Below are 20,804 nucleotides of genomic sequence, written 5' to 3' on the forward strand. Positions count from 1 at the left end.
CCGGCTTACACGCCGGCGACGGCCAGCTTGCGTTGCGATCGGACTTCCGCTCGGATCATGCGGACCCAATTGCGTCCGATGGCAAGGCCGGTGGCATCTGACGCCGCGGCATGCGCGGAAGCAAGCGCCGGGTAGCGTTCATGCCAGCCCGGCTCCATCTGTTCGATCGATTCCGCAAACTCGCCCTTCCAGCTGTCGATGACAGAAGCGCTGGCCTCGAAGTGGAACTGAGCGCCGTAGGCCGCGCGCCCGATACGAAACGCCTGGTTCTGCGTGAGCTCGCTGACTGCAACACGCGTCGCACCCTGCGGCAGGGTGAAGGTGTCACTATGCCACTGGAATGTCATGAAATCGTCTGTCAGCCCCGATAGCAACGGATCCGCCTGCCCATCCTCTGACTTGGCGACCGAGTGCCAGCCAAACTCCAGTCCGGCATTCAGGTGGTTTTGCGCACCGTAGGCGCGCGCCAGGATCTGCGCCCCGAGGCAGATGCCGAGCACCGCCTTGTCGGCCTCAGTGAAATCGCGCATCAACTGCGCAAGTGCTGGCAGGTAGGGATAGTTCGCGTCGTCGATCGCATTCTGTTCGCCGCCGAGCACCACCAGCGCGTCGTGATCGGCAATGCCTGTTGGCAGCTTGCCGTCAATCCACGGGTGGAAGTGCTCAATCTCGGCATTGGCCTCAGCCAGAGCCGCGCCCAGCGAGCCGAGCGGCGTACTCTTCATGTTTTCGATGACGGCGACCCGCATCAGCATCTCCAGTATGACCTTAGCCTTGGAGAGGAACACCAAGCGCCTGGCGATTGCAATACGGATTGCGCCACGCCGCGGCAGTTCCTAAATCGGAGTGACGAAAGGAAACCCCTGATATGAGCGACAAGAAAGCCCGCGTGACGATCCTCTACTGCACCCAATGCAACTGGCTGCTGCGCGCCGGCTGGATGGCGCAGGAACTTCTGCAGACCTTCGCCGACAGCCTTGGCGAAGTGGCGCTCATTCCCGGCACCGGCGGCAATTTCGAAATCCGGGTCGATGGCGACCTGATCTGGGAGCGCAAGCGCGACGGCGGCTTTCCCGGTCCGAAGGAACTGAAGCAGCGCGTCCGCGACATCATCGAACCCGGCCGGGATCTCGGTCACGTCGATCGCGCCTCGCTGGAAAGCTGAGCCTAGTCGTAGGGCGAATTGCAGGTCTTGTAGATGCCTTCGAAGGTCAGGAATCGGTCGGTCTTCGGATTGTAGGTCCGATACTGATTGCGGCACCAATCCACGTGGAATTGTCGTCCTTGCGTCTTCGGCTGCACCGTGCGCACTGGCGGCGGATCGTAATAAAGTGGTGCGGGGCCCCGCGCGGCTGGCCGATAGTAGGTCGGGCCGGTGGCCGTCGGCGGCCGATAGTTTGGCTGGACGTAGGACGGGCGGAACGATTGTATCGGCCCGAAGGTAAAGCAACCGCGCGCATCGCACATGGTCGACCCCACGCGGACGATGTCCGATTGGACGGCGACGGGCGAAAAGGCGCCAAGCGGCATCGCAAACGCCGCATAGGGCAGCAGCGAGAAGAGCGCAATCAGGTAGAGATTGTGAAGGCCGGGCATCGGACGATCCTTTCTTGCTGCACATATAGGGCGGATTCTGTCGATCGCTACCGCCGCCTCAGATTGCGCCCTCGTCAACATACACCGGCATCAACGACTTTTTTGCTGCCCGTCAGGAAAACTTCAAAAACCCTGTTGACAGCAAGAGGCCACGCCCGTACATGGCTCTCCGTCGCCCAGATGGCGGAATTGGTAGACGCGCAGGTTTCAGGTACCTGTGCCGCGAGGCGTGGAGGTTCGAGTCCTCTTCTGGGCACCATTTCCCTAACAAATGCAAAGTGAAAGCCGATACCAACGGCTTCCTGTTTCTTCTCCGAAAAGACCTTGCCAAGGAAACGACGTCATCGTTTGGCGATTGGTCTCAATGTTTTCCGACAATTCAGATTCATTTCCCGCTGATGGCTATCGCGGTTTCAGCGGACCGGCTGATAGTGTCCGCGCAGCGGCACCTGCGTCCCGACGCTCTCCACGCCGTCACGATCGCAGACATAGACGAGGGTCGGTAAGCCGCCGGTCCGGAAAATCTTGTCGTATCCGCGGCGAAGCGGCCGCGTTTCCGTCCGGCAGTCATATTGTTCCTCGTCCTTCGGCTCCGGCTTTGCCTTGACGCCCGGCAGGTTCGCATAGGGATAGACCGATTGGGCATGAGCTTCTCCGGCGCGCCGCCAGTCCGTGGCGAAGCTCACTCCCGGCGTCGTGCTTGCGCCGACTGCCACGGCTGTTAACAACACTCTTGCGAACCGCATCCTGTCGCCTCGCCGGATCTGGACGTCATCCTCTCCCATGGATGTAAGCCCGCCGGCAATCGACATCAAGCAAGCGGATCCGTCTGCCGGCGGTCATCTCGCAAATGTGACTTCGCTGAAGCAAGATACCTGCGCTGCGCCATACGGCGGGGATACGCGTCTTGACGACGCAAGCGGAACGGAGTTTTGCGCGCGCTGCCGTAAGTTGATTGCGACGGGGAGACGCTAGGAGCTTGCAAGCTTCTGACGGTTTTCCTTGCAAATAGTTGCACGAATGAAGGCGCGGCTCTCTATTCGCTGCTTTCGGTTTGATTTAAGCAGGCCGGCCAGCAGGTGCCGCAAGAAGGACGGAACAGATGACGAGCTATGTATTGACGGTGACGTGCAAGTCGACGCGCGGGATCGTGGCGGCGATTGCGAACTACCTGGCGGATCAGGGTTGCAACATCATCGACTCGTCGCAGTTCGATGACCTCGATACCGGCAAGTTCTTCACCCGCGTCAGCTTCATTTCGGAAGAAGGCGTCGGTCTTGCGGCGCTGACGGAAGGCTTCAAGCCGGTCGCCGAGAAATTCGAAATGGACGCCGAAATCCATGATGGCAACAGCCACATGAAGGTGCTCCTGATGGTGTCGCGCTTCGGCCACTGTTTGAATGACCTGCTCTACCGTTGGAAAATCGGCGCGCTGCCGATCGACATTGTCGGCGTGGTCTCCAATCATTTCGATTATCAGAAGGTCGTGGTGAACCACGACATTCCGTTCCACCACATCAAGGTGACGAAGGAAAACAAGCCGCAGGCCGAGGCCCAGCTCCTCGACCTCGTGGATCAGACCGGCACCGAGCTTATCGTGCTTGCCCGCTACATGCAGGTCCTTTCCGACGCGATGTGCCGCAAGATGTCGGGCAGGATCATCAACATTCATCACTCCTTCCTGCCGAGCTTCAAGGGCGCCAACCCCTACAAGCAGGCCTACGAGCGCGGCGTGAAGCTGATTGGGGCCACCGCGCATTATGTAACGGCGGACCTCGATGAAGGTCCGATCATCGAGCAGGATACCGCCCGCATCACCCACGCCCAGAGCGCTGACGACTACGTCTCCATCGGCCGCGACGTCGAGAGCCAGGTGCTGGCCCGCGCCATCCATGCGCATATTCACCGCCGCGTTTTCCTGAACGGCAACCGCACGATCGTCTTCCCGGCAAGCCCGGGTAGCTACGCCTCCGAGCGCATGGGCTGACCGCTGCGGCGGCTATCCAGTTGAACGAGTGAGATCTCCTCGCTTGCCGGTGGCATGGATTCGATTATCTGCTTAGTCTGCAAAATCGAATCATGCCGCGGGGGGATGCCATGACTGACGAGACGCTTGCCGATCGCGCGACGTTGCCACGCCCTGACGTGACGGCCGCAGAAGCCGGCGACATTGTTCAGTCACGCTATGGCCTGTCGGGAGCGATCACCGAGCTCGGCAGCCAACAGGATCGCAACTATCGTCTCGATACCGACGAGCGGCGCTATGTGCTGAAAATCTGCCACGTCGCCTACCAGACACTGGAGCTCGAGGCGCAGAACGCGGCCATCCACCACCTCAGCATGAAGGAGGGTGCACCGCGCGTCCCGCGGGTCATCCCGTCGACCGACGGTCAGGATATCATCGCCGTCACCGTCCGCGATCAGACCTATCAGGTTCGGCTGCTGGAGTATCTGGAAGGCGAGGGGCTCACTCATCGCAAGTATTTGCCGAAGGAGTCGGTCGCAGCACTTGGCGCCCTCTGCGCACGCCTGGCACAGTCGCTCGCCGACTTCACGCATTCCGGTCTCGATCGCAGCCTGCAATGGGATTTGCGCCGCGCCGGCCCGGTCGCCGTGCAGCTGCTGTCGGCGATCACCGACAGCGCCGCGCGCGATCGCATCGCCAAGACGATGGTATCGGCCGTTCGGCGAATCCAACCCCTGGCGCCGTCCCTGCGTCTGCAAGCCGTGCATCACGATGTGACCGGCGACAACGTCGTCAGCCGTCGCGACGATCGTGGCCACCTGGTTCCGGACGGTGTCATCGATTTCGGCGATATCATCCGCGGCTGGTTGATTGGGGACCTGGCGGTCACCTGCGCCTCGCTTCTGCATCAGGCGGATGGTCATCCGTTCTACATTCTTCCTGCTGTAAAGGCATATCACGAGGTCTACCCGCTCACGGAAGAGGAGTTGCGTGCCCTCTGGCCGCTCGTCGTTGCGCGCGCAGTCATTCTTGTCGCCAGCAGCGAGCAGCAGATTTCGATCGACCCCGAAAACGACTATGTTCGCGGCAACCTCGAGCTGGAGCGCCGCATATTCGACACAGCGGTCTCCGTGCCGTTCGAATTGATGGAGATCGCTGTCCTGAAGGCAGTCGGCATAAAAACGGCGGCCCTGTCGACGGAGGGTTGGCATCCTTTGTTGCCTGAGATCGACCCGGCGACCATTTCCTTTGTCGATCTCGGTGTCCAGAGTCCGCATTTCGCTGCAGGCAACTGGTCGCAGGCCGATATCGATTGGCGCCTGCTCGCCCGCGCGGCGGCAGAGACCGGCACCGCGGCGACGCGCTATGGCGAATACCGATTGTCGCGCGCGAAACTTCGGAGCGCTACCCCGTCTTCAACCTTCACACTGCATTCCGACATTTGCCTCGCAGGCGGCAGCGTGGTTGCCGCTCCATTCGCCGGCAAGGCCAGTTGGAAGAACCACCATTTCATTCTGGCAGGCGAGGGCATCAGCCTTCATCTCGACGGAATTGAGCCGTCGCTGGAGGATGAAGCGGAAGTCGAAGCCGGGCAGTCGATTGGGGCGGTCTCTGGCGAAGACGGCTCTCTCGGTGGGTTGCGCGTGCAGCTCTCCACCCTGCAGGGCGCGGAACCGCCGCTGTTTTGCGCCCCGCAGGAAGCGGTCGCCTGGTTGGAACTATGCCCGTCGCCGGCCGCCCTTCTCGGCCCCGACGTGAATGCGCCGAAGCCGGTGTCCGACGAATTGTACGCGCTCAGGCTGGCTCATCTCGCAAAGCCGCAGAAGAACTACTACGAGGCGCCACTGCAGATGGAGCGTGGCTGGAAGGAGCACATGTTCGATGTCGAGGGGCGCGCCTATCTCGACATGCTCAATAACGTCACTATTCTTGGTCACGGCCACCCTCGTCTCGCAGAGGCGATCAGCGAGCAATGGTTGCGACTGAATACCAATTCACGTTTTCACTATGCCGCCATTGCGGAGTTTTCGGAGCGCCTTGCGTCACTTGCCCCGGAAGGGCTGGACGCGGTGTTCCTCGTCAACAGCGGATCGGAAGCGAATGACCTTGCCCTGCGGCTCGCCTCCGCGCATACGGGTTCCAGGCATATGCTCAGCCTTCTCGAGGCTTATCACGGATGGTCGGTTGCAAGCGACGCGGTCTCCACGTCAATCGCCGACAATCCGCAGGCCCTGACGACGCGGCCCGATTGGGTCCATGCGGTTCTCTCGCCGAACACCTATCGCGGCGCCTTCCGTGGTTCAGATTCTACGTCCGGCTATCTGGAAGCGGTGTTCGAGGCCCTGGAAGCCATCGACGTAAAAGGCGAGGGGTTGGCCGGCTTCATCGCCGAATCGGTTTACGGGAATGCCGGTGGCATATCGCTTCCCGACGGTTATCTCGCCGCTGTTTATGGGCAGGTGCGGGCTCGCGGCGGCGTCTGCATCGCTGACGAAGTGCAGGTGGGTTATGGACGGCTTGGGCACCATTTCTGGGGCTTCGAGCAGCAGGGCGTCGTCCCCGATATCATCACGATCGCGAAGGGCATGGGGAACGGACATCCACTGGGCGCTGTGATCACGACTAGAGCCATCGCCGAATCGCTGGAGAAGGAAGGCTATTTCTTCTCATCCACCGGCGGCAGCCCGGTCAGTTGTGTCACGGGTATGACCGTGCTCGATATCATGACCGACGAAAGGCTGCAGGAGAACGCGCGCGATGTCGGCGATCATCTCAAGAGCCGTCTGGTCGCGCTGATCGACAGCTATCGGATCGTCGGCGCGGTGCACGGCATGGGGCTCTATCTCGGCCTCGAGCTGGTCCGCGACAGAACGACACTGGAGCCGGCGACGGAAGAGACCGCGGCAATCTGCAGCAGGCTCCTTGATCTGGGTGTCCTGATGCAGCCGACCGGTGATCACCTGAACGTGTTGAAGATCAAGCCGCCCCTCTGCCTGACCGCCGAGAGCGCCGATTTCTTCGTCGACATGCTGGAAAAGGTGCTTTCGGAGGGATGGTAGGCCGCGGATGCCGCGTTAACCATTTCGGTCATTTCGCGACTTCGCATTTTTAATCAAATGCCCCATTGCCGGAATCAGTGACGCTTCCTATGTCTGCTCCGTGATCGAAAGAGAGCTTCGGACTGTCACGCGGATTGCACAAAGACTTGATAGGGTTCTTTCAGTCAATTCGAACATGATGGAATGAAATTTTCCGAATGGTCGATATTTTGACACGTTTAGGAATATGTTTCTGATAGGCTGTTAACTATAGTCTACAAATGAAGTAGATTAATAGCGCAGTCATCGCCGGCCCTGGAAAGCCAGGGCCTCAAGCAAGCGCAACGCCAGAGAAAGGAACGAGACATGACTGACATCGATATTCTCGCCAATTTCCTCGGGCGCTCCGTGCTTGGCAATGACCGTCCGGGCGCCCTCTCCCGCCCGAACTGTCGAATGTGACCTTCGTCCACCCTTAACGGAATCAGACAAGTCAATTCGCCATCGCCAGCGCATACCGCGCGGCAGGAGTTCTACGCATGAAAAAAGAAGTAATCGAGTACGCAGGCGTTCCCGTCGGGATCGTCATCCCGGATGAAAACCGGCTGAAGTTCATCGCAGTGAAGTTTCATGTTCACGATCTGGACGAGCAACATTTCAGCTCGCCGGCGGAAGTGAAGCTCGCCATCCATGATCTGATGACCCGCCGTCACCCGAAGCCCATCCATGCCTGAGGGCATGACGTATGGCTTAACTAGCCCTGACAGATTTCAGACCGGTCTTACCCAAAGGTGAGGCCGGTCTTGTCTTTTGATCGCGGTTGCGGTCCTATCGCGCGCACCTGCAGAAATAAGGATGGCGTGCGTGCTCAATCTGATCACCGACATTGAAGGCGTCTTGGTCGGAAACGCGACGGATTTGAAGCTCGGCTCGGGTGTGACTGCAGTCGTCTTCGACGAGCCCGCTACCGCCTCCGGCGCGGTGCTGGGCGGCGCTCCTGGCGGTCGCGATACCACCCTTCTCGATCCGTCGATGACGGTCGGTGCTGTCGATGCCTTCGTGCTCTCGGGCGGCTCGGCTTTCGGTCTCGACGCAGCGGGCGGCGTCCAGGCGGGCCTGCGGGAAGCCGGTCGAGGCTTTCCGGTCGGCGATGTCAAGGTGCCGATCGTTCCCCAGGCAATCCTGATGGACCTTCTCAACGGTGGTGACAAGGACTGGGGTCTGCAGTCGCCCTATCGCGACATGGGCTACGAAGCTTTCAAGGCAGCAGCCAAGGGGCGCTTCGCCCTCGGGACCGTTGGTGCGGGCGCGGGAGCGACCACGGCGACCTTCAAAGGCGGGCTCGGCTCGGCAAGCGCCGAAACCAGCGCCGGCCTGAAGATCGCCGCGATCGTTGCCGTTAATGCGCTCGGTTCGGCGACGGTGGGCGAGGGGCCGCATTTCTGGTCAGCACCTTTCGAGCAGAATGCAGAGTTTGGCGGCCTCGGCTTGCCCTCTCTGATCTCTGACGCGGACACCCGCATGCGGCTGAAAGGCATGAACACCACGGCGACCACGATCGGCGCCATTGTCACCGATGCCGAGTTGACAAAGCAGGAGGCTCATCGCCTGGCGATCATGGCCCATGATGGCTTCGCGCGCGCCCTGCTGCCAGCTCATCTGCCGCTTGATGGCGACACGGTCCTTGCCGCCTCTACGGGCAAAAGGCCGCGGCCGGAGCTTCCCGCTTTTCTCGAGCTTTGCCATTTTGCCACAACTGTGATGGCCCGCGCCATCGCACGTGGAGTCTACGAGGCCACCGCACTTCCGGTCGCTGGTGCGCAACAAGCTTGGCGAGACCGCTACCCGGATCGCGCAAGATCGCCTAAACAGGGCGATATTGCCTGAAGCGGCGGAGACCATGACATGCAGATCCGTGCCCTGATGTACTTCGACGAGCTGGTGCGCACCAACTCCATGCGCCAGGCTGCGGAAAATCTGAACGTCGCGCCGACGGCGATCAGCCGGCAGATCGAGAACCTTGAATATCACTTCGGCGCGCCGCTTGTGGAACGCAGCGCCCGCGGGGTGAAACTGACGGCGGCCGGGGAATTGCTAGCGGCCCGTGCCGGACGGACGCTGCGCGAACTTGATCACGTCGGCCAGCTCATCGAAGACCTGAAAGGGTTGCAGCGCGGCCGGGTCAGCATCTATGCCAACGGTGCCACCGTCGCCAATCTGCTTGCTCCGGCTTTGGCGGAGTTCAGCCTGAAATATCCGAAGCTGCGCTTCGAGGTCGCGATTACCAGCGCTCGGCAGGCGATCGAAGCGGTCAACGGCGCCGAAGCCGATATCGCGGTGACGCTGTTCGCACCACCGCTCTCCGGTACGAAAGTGCGGCTACGCTCGGAAATCGCCTATGACCTGATCGTTTCCCCGGCGCATGCGGCTGCGGATCGGTCCGAGATCGCGCTGAAGGATATCGCCGACTACTCCTTGGCGCTTCCCGACCAGTCTTTCGGTTTCCGCCAGGCTTTCGACGCACGCATCGAAAAGGATGGCCTCGATGTCGAGCCCGTGTTCGTCGCCAGTTCGCTCGAAATGCTCAAGGAACTGGTTCTGAGCGGCGCCGCAGTGACTCTGTTGCCGGCATTGACCGTTCGTCGCGAGATCGAGGCAGGCCAGCTCCGCGCCATTCCCTTGGCCGGCAAGAATGCGATACGCACCTATGTCGATCTCTGCGTCGCTCCGGACCGTCAGCTTTCCTTTGCGGCGACAAAACTGGTCGATTTTATCGAGCGGTTCATGCGGGAGCGCGCGGGAACAAGCTTGAAGCCAAAAGATTAGCCCCCATGGACTTGCTCAGAGGATGCCTTCGAGTGTAGCAGTTTCGGCTACACTGAGAACACATAATCGCCATTGTGTGTGCACTCAGAGAATGACACCTTAGCTTTCAAAGGCCGTCGCCACGTCGGCGGCCAGATAGGGGAACAGAATGATGAAGGTTTCGCTCGCGCCGTCGGCGCGGCTGGTTCGGCGACTCTATCTCGGCGCGGCCGCTTCGGTCGGCCTCGTCTTGCTGGGACTTACGCCGGCGGAAGCCGCCAAGACCACGCTGACGCTTGGTATCACGGTGGAGCCGACCGGCCTCGATCCGACGATCGCAGCCCCTGTCGCGATCGGTCAGGTCACTTGGCAGAACGTTTTCGAAGGCCTTGTAACGATCGACGAGGCCGGCAAGATCCAGCCGCAACTCGCCAAAAGCTGGGAGGTCTCTACAGACGGTCTCACCTATACGTTCAAGCTGCAGACCGGCGCTAAATTCCATGACGGCGAAGCTTTCGATTCCGCCGCAGCGAAATTCGCGCTTGATCGCGCCCGCGGTGCCGACTCGGTAAACCCGCAAAAGCGCTTCTTCGCTTCGATCGCTTCCATCGAGACGCCCGACCCGGAGACGCTGGTGCTCAAACTCTCCGCGCCGACTGGAAGCCTCCTCTATTGGCTCGGTTGGCCGGCCTCCGTCATGGTGGGCCCGAAGTCTGCGGCCGCGGATAAGACGACGCCCGTTGGCACCGGGCCGTTCAAGTTCGTGAACTGGGCGAAGGGCGACAAGGTCGAGCTAGAGAAGAACGCTGACTATTGGAACAAGGACGTTGCGGTAAAGCTCGACAAAGTGACCTTTCGCTTCATCGCCGATCCGCAGGCCCAGGCCGCGGCGTTGAAGTCGGGTGATGTCGACGCCATTCCCGAGTTCGCGGCTCCCGAGTTGATGAATTCGTTTGACGGCGACGCCAGGCTGGCGACCAGGATCGGCAACACCGAGCTCAAGGTCGTGGCCGGCATGAACAACGCGAAGAAGCCATTCGACGACAAGCGCGTGCGTCAGGCGCTGATGATGGCGATCGACCGGAAGACTGTCGTCGACGGCGCATGGTCGGGGCTTGGCACGCCAATCGGCAGCCACTACACGCCGAATGACCCGGGCTATCTCGATCTCACCGGCGTCCTGCCGTATGATCCCGAAAAGGCCAAGGCGCTGCTGGCCGAAGCCGGCTACCCCAATGGTTTCACCTTCACGATCAAGTCGCCGCAAATGGCCTATGCGCCGCGGAGCGCGCAGGTTATGCAGGCGATGTTCGCCGAAATCGGCGTGACGATGAACATCGAGCCGAGCGAGTTTCCGGCCAAGTGGGTGCAGGATGTCATGAAGGATCGCGCCTATGAGATGACGATCGTCGCGCACGCCGAACCGCTCGACATCGACATCTACGCCCGTGATCCATACTACTTCAATTACAAGAATCCGGCTTTCAACGAACTGATGAAGAAGGTGCAGGAAACGGCGGATCCGGCGGCGCAAGCCAAGGTCTACGGTGAGGCTCAGAAGATTCTGGCCGAGGACGTACCGGCGCTCTATCTCTTCGTCATGCCCAAATTGGGCGTCGGGGACAAGAAATTGAAGGGTCTCTGGGAGAACGAGCCCATTCCCTCGAACGTCCTCACCAACGTCTCCTGGGAAGACTGATTGCGGATGAGTGAGATGGCGAGGCGGCGAATAGAACCGGACGTGAAATGATAACGCTTCTGTCCCGTCGCCTCGCTGGTCTCATCGCTACGCTCGCTGTCGTTTCCTTGCTCATCTTCGTCGTGATGGACCTGCTGCCGGGTGATCCGGCCTCCATCATGCTCGGTACGTCGGCCTCGCCGGAAACGCTCGCAACCCTTCGCCACGAGCTTGGGCTCGATCAGCCGCTTTTGTGGCGCTATGGAGAGTGGCTCGCTGGCGTATTCGGAGGCAATCTCGGTCAATCCTATACCTACGGCGTGCCGGTGGCCGGGCTGATCCTTGAGAGGCTGGCGGTCACGCTGCCGCTGGCGCTGATGGCAATCGCGCTCTCCGTCGCCGTCGCCATCCCGCTGGGCGTGCTTGCGGCCGCGCATCGCGGTGGGCTACCCGATGCCGTGGCTTCCGTATTTTCGCAGATCGGCATCGCCGTTCCCGGTTTCTGGGTGGCGTTGTTGCTGATCATGCTCTTCTCGACGGCGCTCGGCTGGATGCCGGCCGGAGGCTTCCCGGGGTGGGACGCCGGCATTTGGCCGGCTCTTAAGGCGCTCGTTATGCCAGCGGTAGCGCTTGCCTTGCCGCAGGCCGCCGTCCTGACGCGCGTAACGCGTTCTGCCGTCCTGGAAACTCTGAACGAGGATTTCACCCGAACGGCGCTTGCCAAGGGACTGTCGAAGCGGCGGGTCCTGTGGCGCCATTCGGTGCCAAATGCCCTCGTTCCCGTCCTGACGATCCTCGGCCTGCAGTTCACCTTCCTGGTCGCGGGCGCGGTTCTTGTCGAAAACGTCTTCAACCTTCCGGGCCTCGGCCGCCTTGCCTATCAGGCGTTGTCGCAACGCGACATCATCGTCATGCAGGATGTCGTGCTGTTCTTCGCCGCGCTTGTCATCGTCATGAATTTCATCGTCGATCTCTCCTATCTGGCGATCGACCCGCGCTTGCGGAAAGGCGTCTGACATGGCACCCATTGTCTCCGATCAAATGAGGGTCCGGCGCCGGCGATTTGAAATTAGCCGGAGAACGAATCTGATGTTCGGCGGTGGTATCATCGCGTTCCTGATCGCCGTCGCACTGCTGTCGCTGGTCTGGACACCGCTGCCGCCGGCGAAGATGCAGATCATTTACAAGCTGCAGCCGCCTCTTGCATTCGGCGTTCTCGGGACCGACCAGTTCGGCCGCGATATTCTCTCGATGCTGATGGTCGGTTGCTGGAACTCTCTGTCGATCGCCATTGCCGCCGTCGCGATCGGGGGGGCGCTCGGTTCCGTCGCCGGCATCGCGGCGGCGGCCGTTCGTGGGCCGTTCGAGGCTCTGCTGATGCGTGCCTGCGATGTTGTCTTCGCCCTGCCGCCGATCCTCTCGGCCATGATGCTGGGGGCTTTTCTGGGCCCGGGCCGGCTTACCGCTATCATCGCCATCGCGACCTTCATGATTCCCGTCTTTGCCCGCGTCACGCTGGCGACAGGCCTCCAGGCCTGGAGCCGGGACTATGTGCTCGCGGCCCGTGCAATCGGAAATAGCCGCTTCACGATCTCCGTCCGCCATGTGCTGCCGAACATCATGAGCCAGATCATTGTCCAGGCGACGATCCAGCTGGGGTTGGCGGTGTTGACGGAGGCGGGGCTCAGTTTCCTTGGCCTCGGCATTGCGCCGCCAGCGCCGACATGGGGTCGTATGCTTGCCGACGCACAAACCTACCTGGTGGTTGCGCCATGGTTCGCAATCCTGCCCGGCCTTGCCATCGCGCTCTGCGTCTTCGGCTTCAACATGCTCGGCGACGGTCTGCGCGACATGCTCGATCCTCGCGAGGCGAACCGCCGTTAGTCTTCGAAACCACAGGCCCGGATGACAATGCCATGTCCGAAACCGACTTAACGATCCGCGAACTGAGGCAGCGTTTCGCTGATCGAAGCCTTTCCCCGCTCGAGTACTGGCTGGCGTTGGAACGGCACATTAAGGCGTGGGAGCCTACAATCTGTGCCCTTTACGCTTATGATCCGGAGGCGGCGCGCAAGCAGGCACAAGCGTCAACCGACCGCTGGATGCGGGGCGCGACACTTGGCGTGCTCGATGGTATCCCGGCGACGCTGAAGGAGCTTATCGCCACCAAGGGGCAGCCAGTGCCGCTCGGGACCAGAGCCACCGAATTGGTGCCTGCGACAGAGGATGCTCCTGCGGCGGCAAGATTGCGCGAAGACGGCGCGGTGCTCTTTGCGAAGACGACATGCCCGGACTACGGGATGCTCTCCTCGGGCCTTTCTAGCTTCCATCATCTGAGCCGCAATCCCTGGGATACGTCACAGAACCCTGGAGGCTCAAGCGCCGGGGCCTCTGCAGCGGCGGCGGCGGGCTACGGACCTCTGCACGTCGGTACCGATATCGGTGGATCGGTGCGGCTGCCGGCTGGATGGACAGGAACCTTTGGCTTCAAGCCGAGCCACGGCCGCATTCCGGTCGATCCGTTCTATGTCGGTCGCTGCGCCGGACCGATGACGCGGACCGTCGAGGATGCCGCCTATGCAATGGCGACGCTCTCGCGTCCGGACTGGCGCGACGGCACCAGCCTGCCCCCGAACGATATCGACTGGATGGACCTCAACGCCGATCTCCACGGCCTGAAGATTGGGTTGATGCTCGATGCCGGATGTGGCCTTGCCGTCGACGATCAGGTGCGTGCGGCGGTCGAGGCTGCTGGTCAGCGATTTGAAGATGCGGGCGCAATTGTCATACCGGTTCAGCCCGTTATGACGCGGGCAATGCTCGACGGGCTGGACACATTCTGGCGTTCCCGCTTCTGGGGCGATATCGAGAACTTGAGCCCGGAGCGTCGAAGCAAGATTCTGCCCTACATCTACACATGGGCCGAGGGCGGCGCCTCCATCAGCGGCGCCGATGCCGTCAGGGGCTTCAATCAGACGATCGAGATGCGCAAAAGCTGCGGCAGACTGTTCACGAGGGTCGATGCCGTACTTTCACCGACCAATCCTATCGTTTCCTATCCGGCGGAATGGGCTTCGCCGACGAACGATCCCGCACGTCCCTTCGAGCACATCTGCTTCACGGTGCCATGGAACATGTCGGAGCAGCCCGCCGCATCGATCAATTGCGGTTTCTCGCCATCGGGAATGCCGATCGGCTTGCAGATCGTCGGTCCGCGCTTCGATGATATGCTTGTGCTGAGGTTGTCGAAGGCTCTTGAGACCTGGACAGGCGGGGTGAGGTCATGGCCGAAGCCGCCGGTCAAATGACCGGACGGCGATAGCCAGTCGGCTGCTCGTACAGCCAGCCGATGCGCTTGATGGCATCCTCGAAGTTTTCGCGGGCAACAGTCATCGTATGGCCGTTGGCGTGAATGATTGTCTCCGGGTTCTCCAGGATCGCAACGTGACCCTTCCAGAAAACCAGGTCGCCACGGCAGAGTTCGGAGCGGTCGATCGGCACGCCAAGGGTTGCCGACTGCATGTCGGTGTCGCGCGGCGCGCTTCGCCCCGTCATCAGCATCGAAAGCTGCACAAGGCCGGAACAATCGATGCCAAGTCCGGAGCGGCCGCCCCAGAGATAGGGGGTCTCAAGGAACCGGGTTGCGACGTCGACATAGTCCCCGCCTTCGCCAGCCTCAATCGGCTGCAGGTGCTTGGCAAAGATCGCCGTCCCATCTTCCAGCATCGCATAGCGGTTGCCGCGCGTTTCGGCTTCCCCGACGATCCGGACCCTGCTGCCCATGGACAGGATGCTCTTGTAGGGGTTGCGCAGCTCGGCCTCCAGATAGAGAAACGTCCGCTGAACCGTGACGATATGCGTGGGCTCAGCCAGCGCGTCCGAAAGGGCAGTTTCTGGCAGATAGCCGACATAGCCGTCCGAGGCAGCCTTGACCCAGCACCAGCCGTCTGCGCGGTCGAACACGGTGACGTCCTCGCCCAGCAGTAGTTCGGTATCGATTCCCTTGGTCAGATCCGGCGCGGGTCGCAATCCAATGACCGGCACGGTGACGCGGCCCGGCGTGCCAGAAACGAACCGCAGGGCTTCCACGCGTCCTTCCAGCCTCGCCTCGGCAAGATCCGGTCGGTAGGCATGCAGGCGGCGATCAAGCATCGTCATCGTATCCCTTTCACGGCGTCAGGCGGCGACCTTTGTCGCGCACCAGATCGCCAAGCTTTTCCAGATAGAGCGCGCCTCCGACGGTGCGTTTTATCACGACGTTTCGCCGGTCGCGTTCGTCGCGCACACGGTCGACCAGACCCATATCTCCCATCGTATCCAGTGCCCGGGTGATCACGGGCTTGGTCACGTTGAGCGTCGCAGCCAGGCCGCGTACGGTATGCGGCGGCGGCACGAGATAGATATGCAGCAGGATCGCCATTTGGCGCAACGTCAAATCGCGATCGTCGAGCCTCACCTGATCGAGCGTCACACCATGCCACAGGCCCAACGCCTGCGAAGCCGTCAGTTCGATCGGCATGGGTCCTCCGGAAAACTCGTTACGCCCGCGTTCCATTTTCCGGCAGTGCACTGTGCGACGCAATGGGGCGGCAGGTTTTGCCGCCCGTCACGGTGAATAAAATTTTAACGATCGCCGTTTAGCGCACGCTCTGCCGGATGTGGTGGTAGAGCGCACGAATTGCCTGCGCCTCGCCGCCACCCGGGGAGTGCGGTCGTTCGGAAGGCGCCCAGCCGTAGATATCGAAATGGGCCCAGCTCGTGGTGTTTGAGACGAAGCGCTTGAGGAACAGGGCAGCGGTAATTGCACCGGCCATGCCGCCCGCCGGCGCGTTCGTGATGTCGGCGAACTTGGCGCGAATATCCTTTTCATAGCCGGCATAGAGCGGTAGCCGCCACAGGGGATCATCCGTCTCGAGGCTTGCTTCGGTCAGGTCCTGGGCAAGCTCGGTGTCGTCGGTGAAGAAGGGCGGAAGGTCCGGGCCGAGGGCGACCCGGGCAGCACCCGTGAGCGTCGCCATGTCGATCAGGAGGTCGGGCGCATCCTCATCCGCATAGGCAAGCGCGTCGGCGAGGATCAACCGGCCTTCCGCGTCGGTATTGTCGATCTGCACCGTCAACCCCTTGCGGCTCCGGTAGATGTCACCCGGACGGAAGGCATTGGACGAGATCGAGTTTTCGACGACGGGAACGATCACCCTGAGATCGACCTTGAGCTTGGCGTCCATGATCATCAGCGCCAGGCCCATGACGTTTGCCGCGCCGCCCATGTCCTTCTTCATCAGCAGCATCGAGGACGCCGGCTTGATATCGAGGCCGCCGGTATCGAAACAGACCCCCTTGCCGACGAGTGTGATCTTGCGGTGCCCTTTCTTGCCCCAACGCAATTCGAGCAGACGTGGCGCGTCCGCGCTGGCACGGCCGACGGTATGAACGAGCGGGAAGTTCTGGCGGAGGTCGTCGCCGCTGACGACATTGATTTCGGCCTTATAGTGTGCCGCCAGACCGCGGAAGGCCGCTTCCAGTTCGTTCGGCCCCATGTCGTTCGTCGGCGTATTGATCAGGTCGCGTGCCAGGAAAACCCCCGCCAGCTGCCGCTTGATATCCGCGCCGTCGGCATCACGCGGGATCATCAGCGTCGGAGCCGAAGACTTCTCCGATTTGTAACGGTCGAAGCGGTAGCTGCCGAGGCCAAAGCCGAGCGAGAGGCGGTTGGCCGTCAGCGGCGCCGTTTCGATATGCCAGTCGCCAGCCGGCAGAGTACGCGCAAGCTTACCCGTGATGTAGGGTTGTTCAGACGGATTGGTGCCGAGCCCGAACAGCGCGCCACCAAGATGACCGTCTTCTGTCGGGATCAACAGCAACGAGCCGCTCTCGGCCTTATAGCCCGCCTTCTTGGCCCAATCGAGCGCGATCGGATCGATCGTGCCGGTTTCGATATGCGCGGGGGTGACGGCAAAGATCGGCAGGGTCGAGCCGCCCTTGCTGTTGAAGGGGGTGGGTCTCTCGATGAACTGATAAGGTGCCATGGGTATCCTTTGGGGGCGTCCGGGAATCGCGTCTTAACGGTCCGTTAGGGTTAACAGACTATTGCTGGAGTGAAGATTGCGTCAAAGCCTTTCCCTGTTCCGCTTTGAGGTCAGACGCCGATTTCGGATCTCAGGGACGCACGATGCCTGCTTCGGCCAATACTCTTACCAAAACCCGTATTTTTCAGGGCGTCGCGACCGCGCTCGTCGTCCTGGCGCTTGCAGGCTGCACGACGACCAAGGACCGGATGACGACGGGATCCATACCGAAACCCACCAAGCCGGCCGAAACAATGAACGAGGCCGAGCTGCGCAGCTCGACTGAGAGCATTGGGCAGGCCTACGAGAAGAACCCCCGCGATGCCGTCAACGGCGTGAACTATGCGAACCTGTTGCGCATGCAAGGCCGCGACGCCCAGGCGCTTGCGGTCATGCAGCAGGTTGCCATTGCCAACCCGACCGATCGAACCGTCCTGGCGGCCTACGGAAAGGCTCAGGCTGCCGCCGGGCAATTGCAGCAGGCGCTCGATACGATCGGTCGCGCTCAGACCCCTGATCGTCCCGACTGGAAGCTCACATCGGCGGAGGGCGCGATCCTCGATCAGCTCGGCCGCTCCACCGAGGCGCGGCAGCGTTATCGTGAAGCGCTCGATATCCAGCCGGGCGAGGCATCGATCCTGTCCAACCTCGGCATGTCCTATGTGCTGACCGGCGACCTCCGGACAGCCGAGACCTATTTGCGCCAGGCTGCAGGGCAGCCCACGGCCGACAGCCGGGTCCGCCAGAATCTCGCACTGGTCATTGGTCTTCAGGGCCGGTTTCCCGAGGCGGAGAAGATTGCGCGCGGAGAGCTTTCGCAGCAGCAGGCCGATGCCAACGTCGCCTATCTGCGCTCGATGCTGTCGCAACAGAATTCCTGGCAGAAGCTTGCGGCCAAGGATAGCGGCAGCAGCGCCCCCACCAGCACCAACTGACCTTAGCGGCCGGCCAGTCCCGATGCGACGAGCTGTGCGCCAAGACCGGCCATGACCGTACCGGCCAGGCGATCGATCCATGTCTTCGCAGCGAGGTATAGCCGTCTCGGATGTTTTGCGGAGAATACGAGCGCCACGACTGTGTACCAGCCGGCTTCTACGGCAAAGACGCCGATAGGCACTGCGAAGATAAGCCCGAGTGGAACCGTCTTCGGCAGCAAAGCTGCAAAGATGCTTGCGTAGACGACGATCGTCTTTGGGTTGCTGACCTGTGTCAGGAGGGCGGTGGTAAAGCTTCGCGGGAGCGCGCGACGATCGCTGCCCGCATCGCCGACATGGATCGGCTCTCGCGCCCCCCGCCAGATCTTGAGGGCGATGTAGACGAGATAGGCTCCGCCAGCCACCTTCAGAGCCAGATAGAGCCATTCGAATTGCGAGAGCAGCGCGGTCAGCCCCGCCAGCGCCAACACGCTGAAGGCAACGCCGCCAATGCCCATCCCTAGCGCCGCCGCAAGCCCGTCGAGACGTGAACGCGACATCGCAATACGTGAAACGAGAACAAAACTTGGGCCGGGGCTCATCGCCCCGATAGAAAGAGCAGCGATGATACTCAGGAAGATGCTCAGGGACGACATCAATGGCTCCTGCCGGCTCATGGAGATGCGCCCAACCTATGCGTAATGCTCTGAGATGACCAGCCCTGTGGAAATGGAAGCCTAGAAGCGATCGGCCACCTGGATGCCGGCCGGGCCAAGAATAACGGCGACCAGAACTGGAAGGAAGAACAGGATCATCGGGACGGTAAGCTTCGGCGGCAGTGCGGCGGCCTTTTTCTCGGCCTCGTTCATGCGTTCGTCGCGGCCTTCCTGTGCCAGCACGCGTAGCGCCTGCGAAACCGGTGTGCCGTAGCGATCGGCCTGGATCAGCGCCTGGGTGACCGATTGCACCAATGGGATCTGCGTGCGCAGGCCGAGGTTCTCCAGCGCAACACGCCGATCGGGAAGGAAGGAAAGCTCGGCCGTCGTCAGGATCATTTCTTCTGCCAGCGGCGGAGACGCCTCGCCAAGTTCTTCTGAGACACGACGCATGGCTGCCTCGATCGAGATACCCGACTCGACGCAGATCAGCATCAGGTCGAGAGCGTCGGGCCAGGCACGCTTGATGGAGTGCTGGCGCTTCGACATCTGATTGGAGATGAAGATATTCGGCGCATAAAAGCCCACATAGGCGACGCCAAGTGTCAGGAGAAAGCGCATCATCGTTGGTTTGTCGGCCAGGTGATCGAGACCGAAGACCCAGAAGATCGCAAGGCCGAAGAACAGGAATGGCAGCAGGAAGCGCGCCACGAGGAACATATTCAGCGCATTTTCCGAGCGGAACCCGGCAGCGCGGAGTTTGTTCATGGTGTTTTCGTCGACCAGTGCCTCGCGAAGGTTAAACTTCTCGACGATCTGGCGGACAGAACGGTTGTTCTGGGCGCGAAGCGAGCCTTTTCCCGCTGCATCGGCGTTCATGCGCGCACGTTCGCGGGCGCGGATCTGTTCGCGTTCCGTGGAAACAGCCTTCATGCGCTTGTTGAGGTCGCCACGTTCGAAGAAAGGAATGGCGACGGTATAAAGGCTGGCGAATACAGCGATCGCGACCAGCACCGCAATCAGCATGGCGGGGTCTGTCAGTTTGGCAGCGAGATCAGATGACACGGCCCGTCCTCCATCAGATGTCGAAATTGACCATGTTGCGCATGACGAAAATGCCGATCGACATCCAGACCGCTGAGGCGCCCATGATCAGATGGCCACGGGGGTCGGTGAACAGGATCAACATGTATTGGGGAGACGTTAGATAGACAAGTGTCGCAACGATGAACGGCAGAGCGCCGATGATGACGGCAGAGGCCTTGGCTTCCATCGACAGCGCCTTGACCTTCGCCTTCATTTTCTTTCTGTCACGCAACACCTTGGCGAGGTTGCCGATAGCCTCCGAGAGGTTGCCGCCGGCCTGTGACTGGATCGCGATGACGATCGCAAAGAAGCTCACTTCCTGCAGAGGCATGTAATTGCTCATGCGCGCGCAGGCATCCGGTACGCTGAGACCCACCTGCTGCGATTCGACGACACGGCGAAACTCGCTCTTCACGGGATCCTTGCCCTCGTTGGCAATGAGCCGGATGGCGTCGTTCAATGGCAGGCCAGACTTGATCGAGCGCACGATGACATCGAGCGCATTGGGAAACTCGTCGAGGAACTTGTTCTGACGCCGCTTGATCAGAAAGCCAATCACCCAGCGCGGCAGCCCGACCCCGGCGATGATGGGCAGGCCGAGCACGACCATGACAGGGGCGTCGGCGAGGAAGGCGAAGAACATCAGGACAAGGGCGAAAATCGCGCTGAACACGTAAAAGCGCCCCGGTGTGATCCGCAGACCGGCCTGCGTCAGTCTCGACTTCAGCGACAGCTTCTTCTTGGTGTTTTCCTGCTGGCGCTTCTCAAGGTCCTTCAAATTGTCCTGCACCGACTTGCGGCGCCTCGACATTTCCTGGAAGCGGTCACGGGCCGCCTTGACGTTGGCCTTGTCTGCCTCGGCCGAGACGACACGGTTAACGCGGTTGGCCGATTTCTTTTCGGTCTCGATCTGCGCGAAGAGAAGGCCATAGCAAACCGCACCCGCCGCGACGGCGGCAAGCACGACAATGGCCAGCACGACAGGATCGAACCCGAACAT

20 protein-coding genes and 1 tRNA gene are annotated in these 20,804 nt (G+C 61.3%); 12 read left to right on the top strand and 9 right to left on the bottom strand.

Annotated elements, in window-relative coordinates; all coding sequences use genetic code 11:
- Positions 1-5 precede the first annotated feature (5 nt).
- Positions 6-749 carry a type 1 glutamine amidotransferase gene (locus NBG89_RS17745; protein WP_431321013.1) on the bottom strand — a complete coding sequence of 248 codons (744 nt, stop codon included), beginning with the start codon at positions 747-749 and terminating at the stop codon, positions 6-8.
- Positions 750-868: 119 nt separating this feature from the next.
- Here NBG89_RS17745 and NBG89_RS17750 point away from each other — a divergent pair, with 119 nt between their 5' ends.
- Positions 869-1,165 (top strand): SelT/SelW/SelH family protein, encoded by a 297-nt coding sequence (locus NBG89_RS17750; protein WP_007529041.1) that lies wholly within the window; start codon positions 869-871, stop codon positions 1,163-1,165.
- A 2-nt stretch (positions 1,166-1,167) separates the two neighbouring features.
- Here NBG89_RS17750 and NBG89_RS17755 read toward each other — a convergent pair whose 3' ends face one another.
- Entirely contained in the window at positions 1,168-1,596 is a 429-nt protein-coding gene (locus tag NBG89_RS17755; protein ID WP_431321014.1) for a BA14K family protein, read from the bottom strand.
- A gap of 174 nt (positions 1,597-1,770) precedes the next feature.
- On the opposite strand from NBG89_RS17755, the gene NBG89_RS17760 reads away from it, so the two are divergent.
- Positions 1,771-1,855, top strand: a tRNA-Leu gene (locus tag NBG89_RS17760).
- Between the two features lie 154 nt (positions 1,856-2,009).
- Here the strand turns inward: NBG89_RS17760 and NBG89_RS17765 are convergent.
- Entirely contained in the window at positions 2,010-2,342 is a 333-nt protein-coding gene (locus tag NBG89_RS17765; protein ID WP_431321015.1) for a hypothetical protein, read from the bottom strand.
- 356 nt (positions 2,343-2,698) lie between these two features.
- On the opposite strand from NBG89_RS17765, the gene purU reads away from it, so the two are divergent.
- The 9 genes from purU to NBG89_RS17810 all read left to right on the top strand — a co-directional run bounded on the left by purU (position 2,699) and on the right by NBG89_RS17810 (position 14,391).
- On the top strand, positions 2,699-3,583 hold the full coding sequence (gene purU / locus NBG89_RS17770) for a formyltetrahydrofolate deformylase (RefSeq protein ID WP_431321016.1): 885 nt from the start codon (positions 2,699-2,701) through the stop codon (positions 3,581-3,583).
- Positions 3,584-3,693: 110 nt separating this feature from the next.
- Positions 3,694-6,621 (top strand): aminotransferase, encoded by a 2,928-nt coding sequence (locus tag NBG89_RS17775; protein WP_431321017.1) that lies wholly within the window; start codon positions 3,694-3,696, stop codon positions 6,619-6,621.
- A 518-nt stretch (positions 6,622-7,139) separates the two neighbouring features.
- Positions 7,140-7,334 carry a hypothetical protein gene (locus NBG89_RS17780; RefSeq protein WP_007529092.1) on the top strand — a complete coding sequence of 65 codons (195 nt, stop codon included), beginning with the start codon at positions 7,140-7,142 and terminating at the stop codon, positions 7,332-7,334.
- A 121-nt stretch (positions 7,335-7,455) separates the two neighbouring features.
- On the top strand, positions 7,456-8,487 hold the full coding sequence (locus NBG89_RS17785) for a P1 family peptidase (protein ID WP_431321018.1): 1,032 nt from the start codon (positions 7,456-7,458) through the stop codon (positions 8,485-8,487).
- Between the two features lie 18 nt (positions 8,488-8,505).
- On the top strand, positions 8,506-9,426 hold the full coding sequence (locus tag NBG89_RS17790; protein WP_431321019.1) for a LysR family transcriptional regulator: 921 nt from the start codon (positions 8,506-8,508) through the stop codon (positions 9,424-9,426).
- Positions 9,427-9,574: 148 nt separating this feature from the next.
- Positions 9,575-11,104: an ABC transporter substrate-binding protein gene (locus NBG89_RS17795; protein ID WP_431321020.1), complete on the top strand. Its 1,530-nt coding sequence runs from the start codon at positions 9,575-9,577 to the stop codon at positions 11,102-11,104.
- 47 nt (positions 11,105-11,151) lie between these two features.
- Complete coding sequence (locus tag NBG89_RS17800) at positions 11,152-12,099, top strand: ABC transporter permease (protein ID WP_431321021.1); 948 nt, start codon at positions 11,152-11,154, stop codon at positions 12,097-12,099.
- A 1-nt stretch (position 12,100) separates the two neighbouring features.
- A complete protein-coding gene (locus NBG89_RS17805; RefSeq protein ID WP_431321022.1) occupies positions 12,101-12,967 on the top strand; it encodes an ABC transporter permease in 867 nt (288 codons plus the stop codon).
- Positions 12,968-12,999: 32 nt separating this feature from the next.
- Positions 13,000-14,391 (top strand): amidase, encoded by a 1,392-nt coding sequence (locus tag NBG89_RS17810; protein WP_431321023.1) that lies wholly within the window; start codon positions 13,000-13,002, stop codon positions 14,389-14,391.
- Here the strand turns inward: NBG89_RS17810 and NBG89_RS17815 are convergent.
- The 3 genes from NBG89_RS17815 to NBG89_RS17825 all read right to left on the bottom strand — a co-directional run bounded on the left by NBG89_RS17815 (position 14,384) and on the right by NBG89_RS17825 (position 17,109).
- Positions 14,384-15,241, bottom strand: coding sequence for an NlpC/P60 family protein (locus NBG89_RS17815; RefSeq protein ID WP_431321024.1), 858 nt, complete (start codon positions 15,239-15,241; stop codon positions 14,384-14,386). The two genes, NBG89_RS17810 and NBG89_RS17815, sit on opposite strands and share 8 nt — an antisense overlap.
- 10 nt (positions 15,242-15,251) lie before the next feature.
- Entirely contained in the window at positions 15,252-15,602 is a 351-nt protein-coding gene (locus NBG89_RS17820; RefSeq protein ID WP_007798353.1) for a MarR family transcriptional regulator, read from the bottom strand.
- A 118-nt stretch (positions 15,603-15,720) separates the two neighbouring features.
- On the bottom strand, positions 15,721-17,109 hold the full coding sequence (locus NBG89_RS17825; protein WP_431321025.1) for a leucyl aminopeptidase family protein: 1,389 nt from the start codon (positions 17,107-17,109) through the stop codon (positions 15,721-15,723).
- A 143-nt stretch (positions 17,110-17,252) separates the two neighbouring features.
- On the opposite strand from NBG89_RS17825, the gene NBG89_RS17830 reads away from it, so the two are divergent.
- A complete protein-coding gene (locus NBG89_RS17830) occupies positions 17,253-18,083 on the top strand; it encodes a tetratricopeptide repeat protein (RefSeq protein WP_431321026.1) in 831 nt (276 codons plus the stop codon).
- Positions 18,084-18,085: 2 nt separating this feature from the next.
- Here the strand turns inward: NBG89_RS17830 and NBG89_RS17835 are convergent, their stop codons facing one another.
- The 3 genes from NBG89_RS17835 to NBG89_RS17845 all read right to left on the bottom strand — a co-directional run bounded on the left by NBG89_RS17835 (position 18,086) and on the right by NBG89_RS17845 (position 20,804).
- Positions 18,086-18,718 carry a LysE family translocator gene (locus tag NBG89_RS17835; RefSeq protein ID WP_431321027.1) on the bottom strand — a complete coding sequence of 211 codons (633 nt, stop codon included), beginning with the start codon at positions 18,716-18,718 and terminating at the stop codon, positions 18,086-18,088.
- Between the two features lie 81 nt (positions 18,719-18,799).
- A complete protein-coding gene (locus tag NBG89_RS17840) occupies positions 18,800-19,783 on the bottom strand; it encodes a type II secretion system F family protein (RefSeq protein WP_431321028.1) in 984 nt (327 codons plus the stop codon).
- 13 nt (positions 19,784-19,796) lie between these two features.
- A complete protein-coding gene (locus tag NBG89_RS17845) occupies positions 19,797-20,804 on the bottom strand; it encodes a type II secretion system F family protein (RefSeq protein ID WP_431321029.1) in 1,008 nt (335 codons plus the stop codon).

Source organism: Rhizobium sp. YTU87027, assembly GCF_050644135.1.
Classification (GTDB): domain Bacteria; phylum Pseudomonadota; class Alphaproteobacteria; order Rhizobiales; family Rhizobiaceae; genus Rhizobium.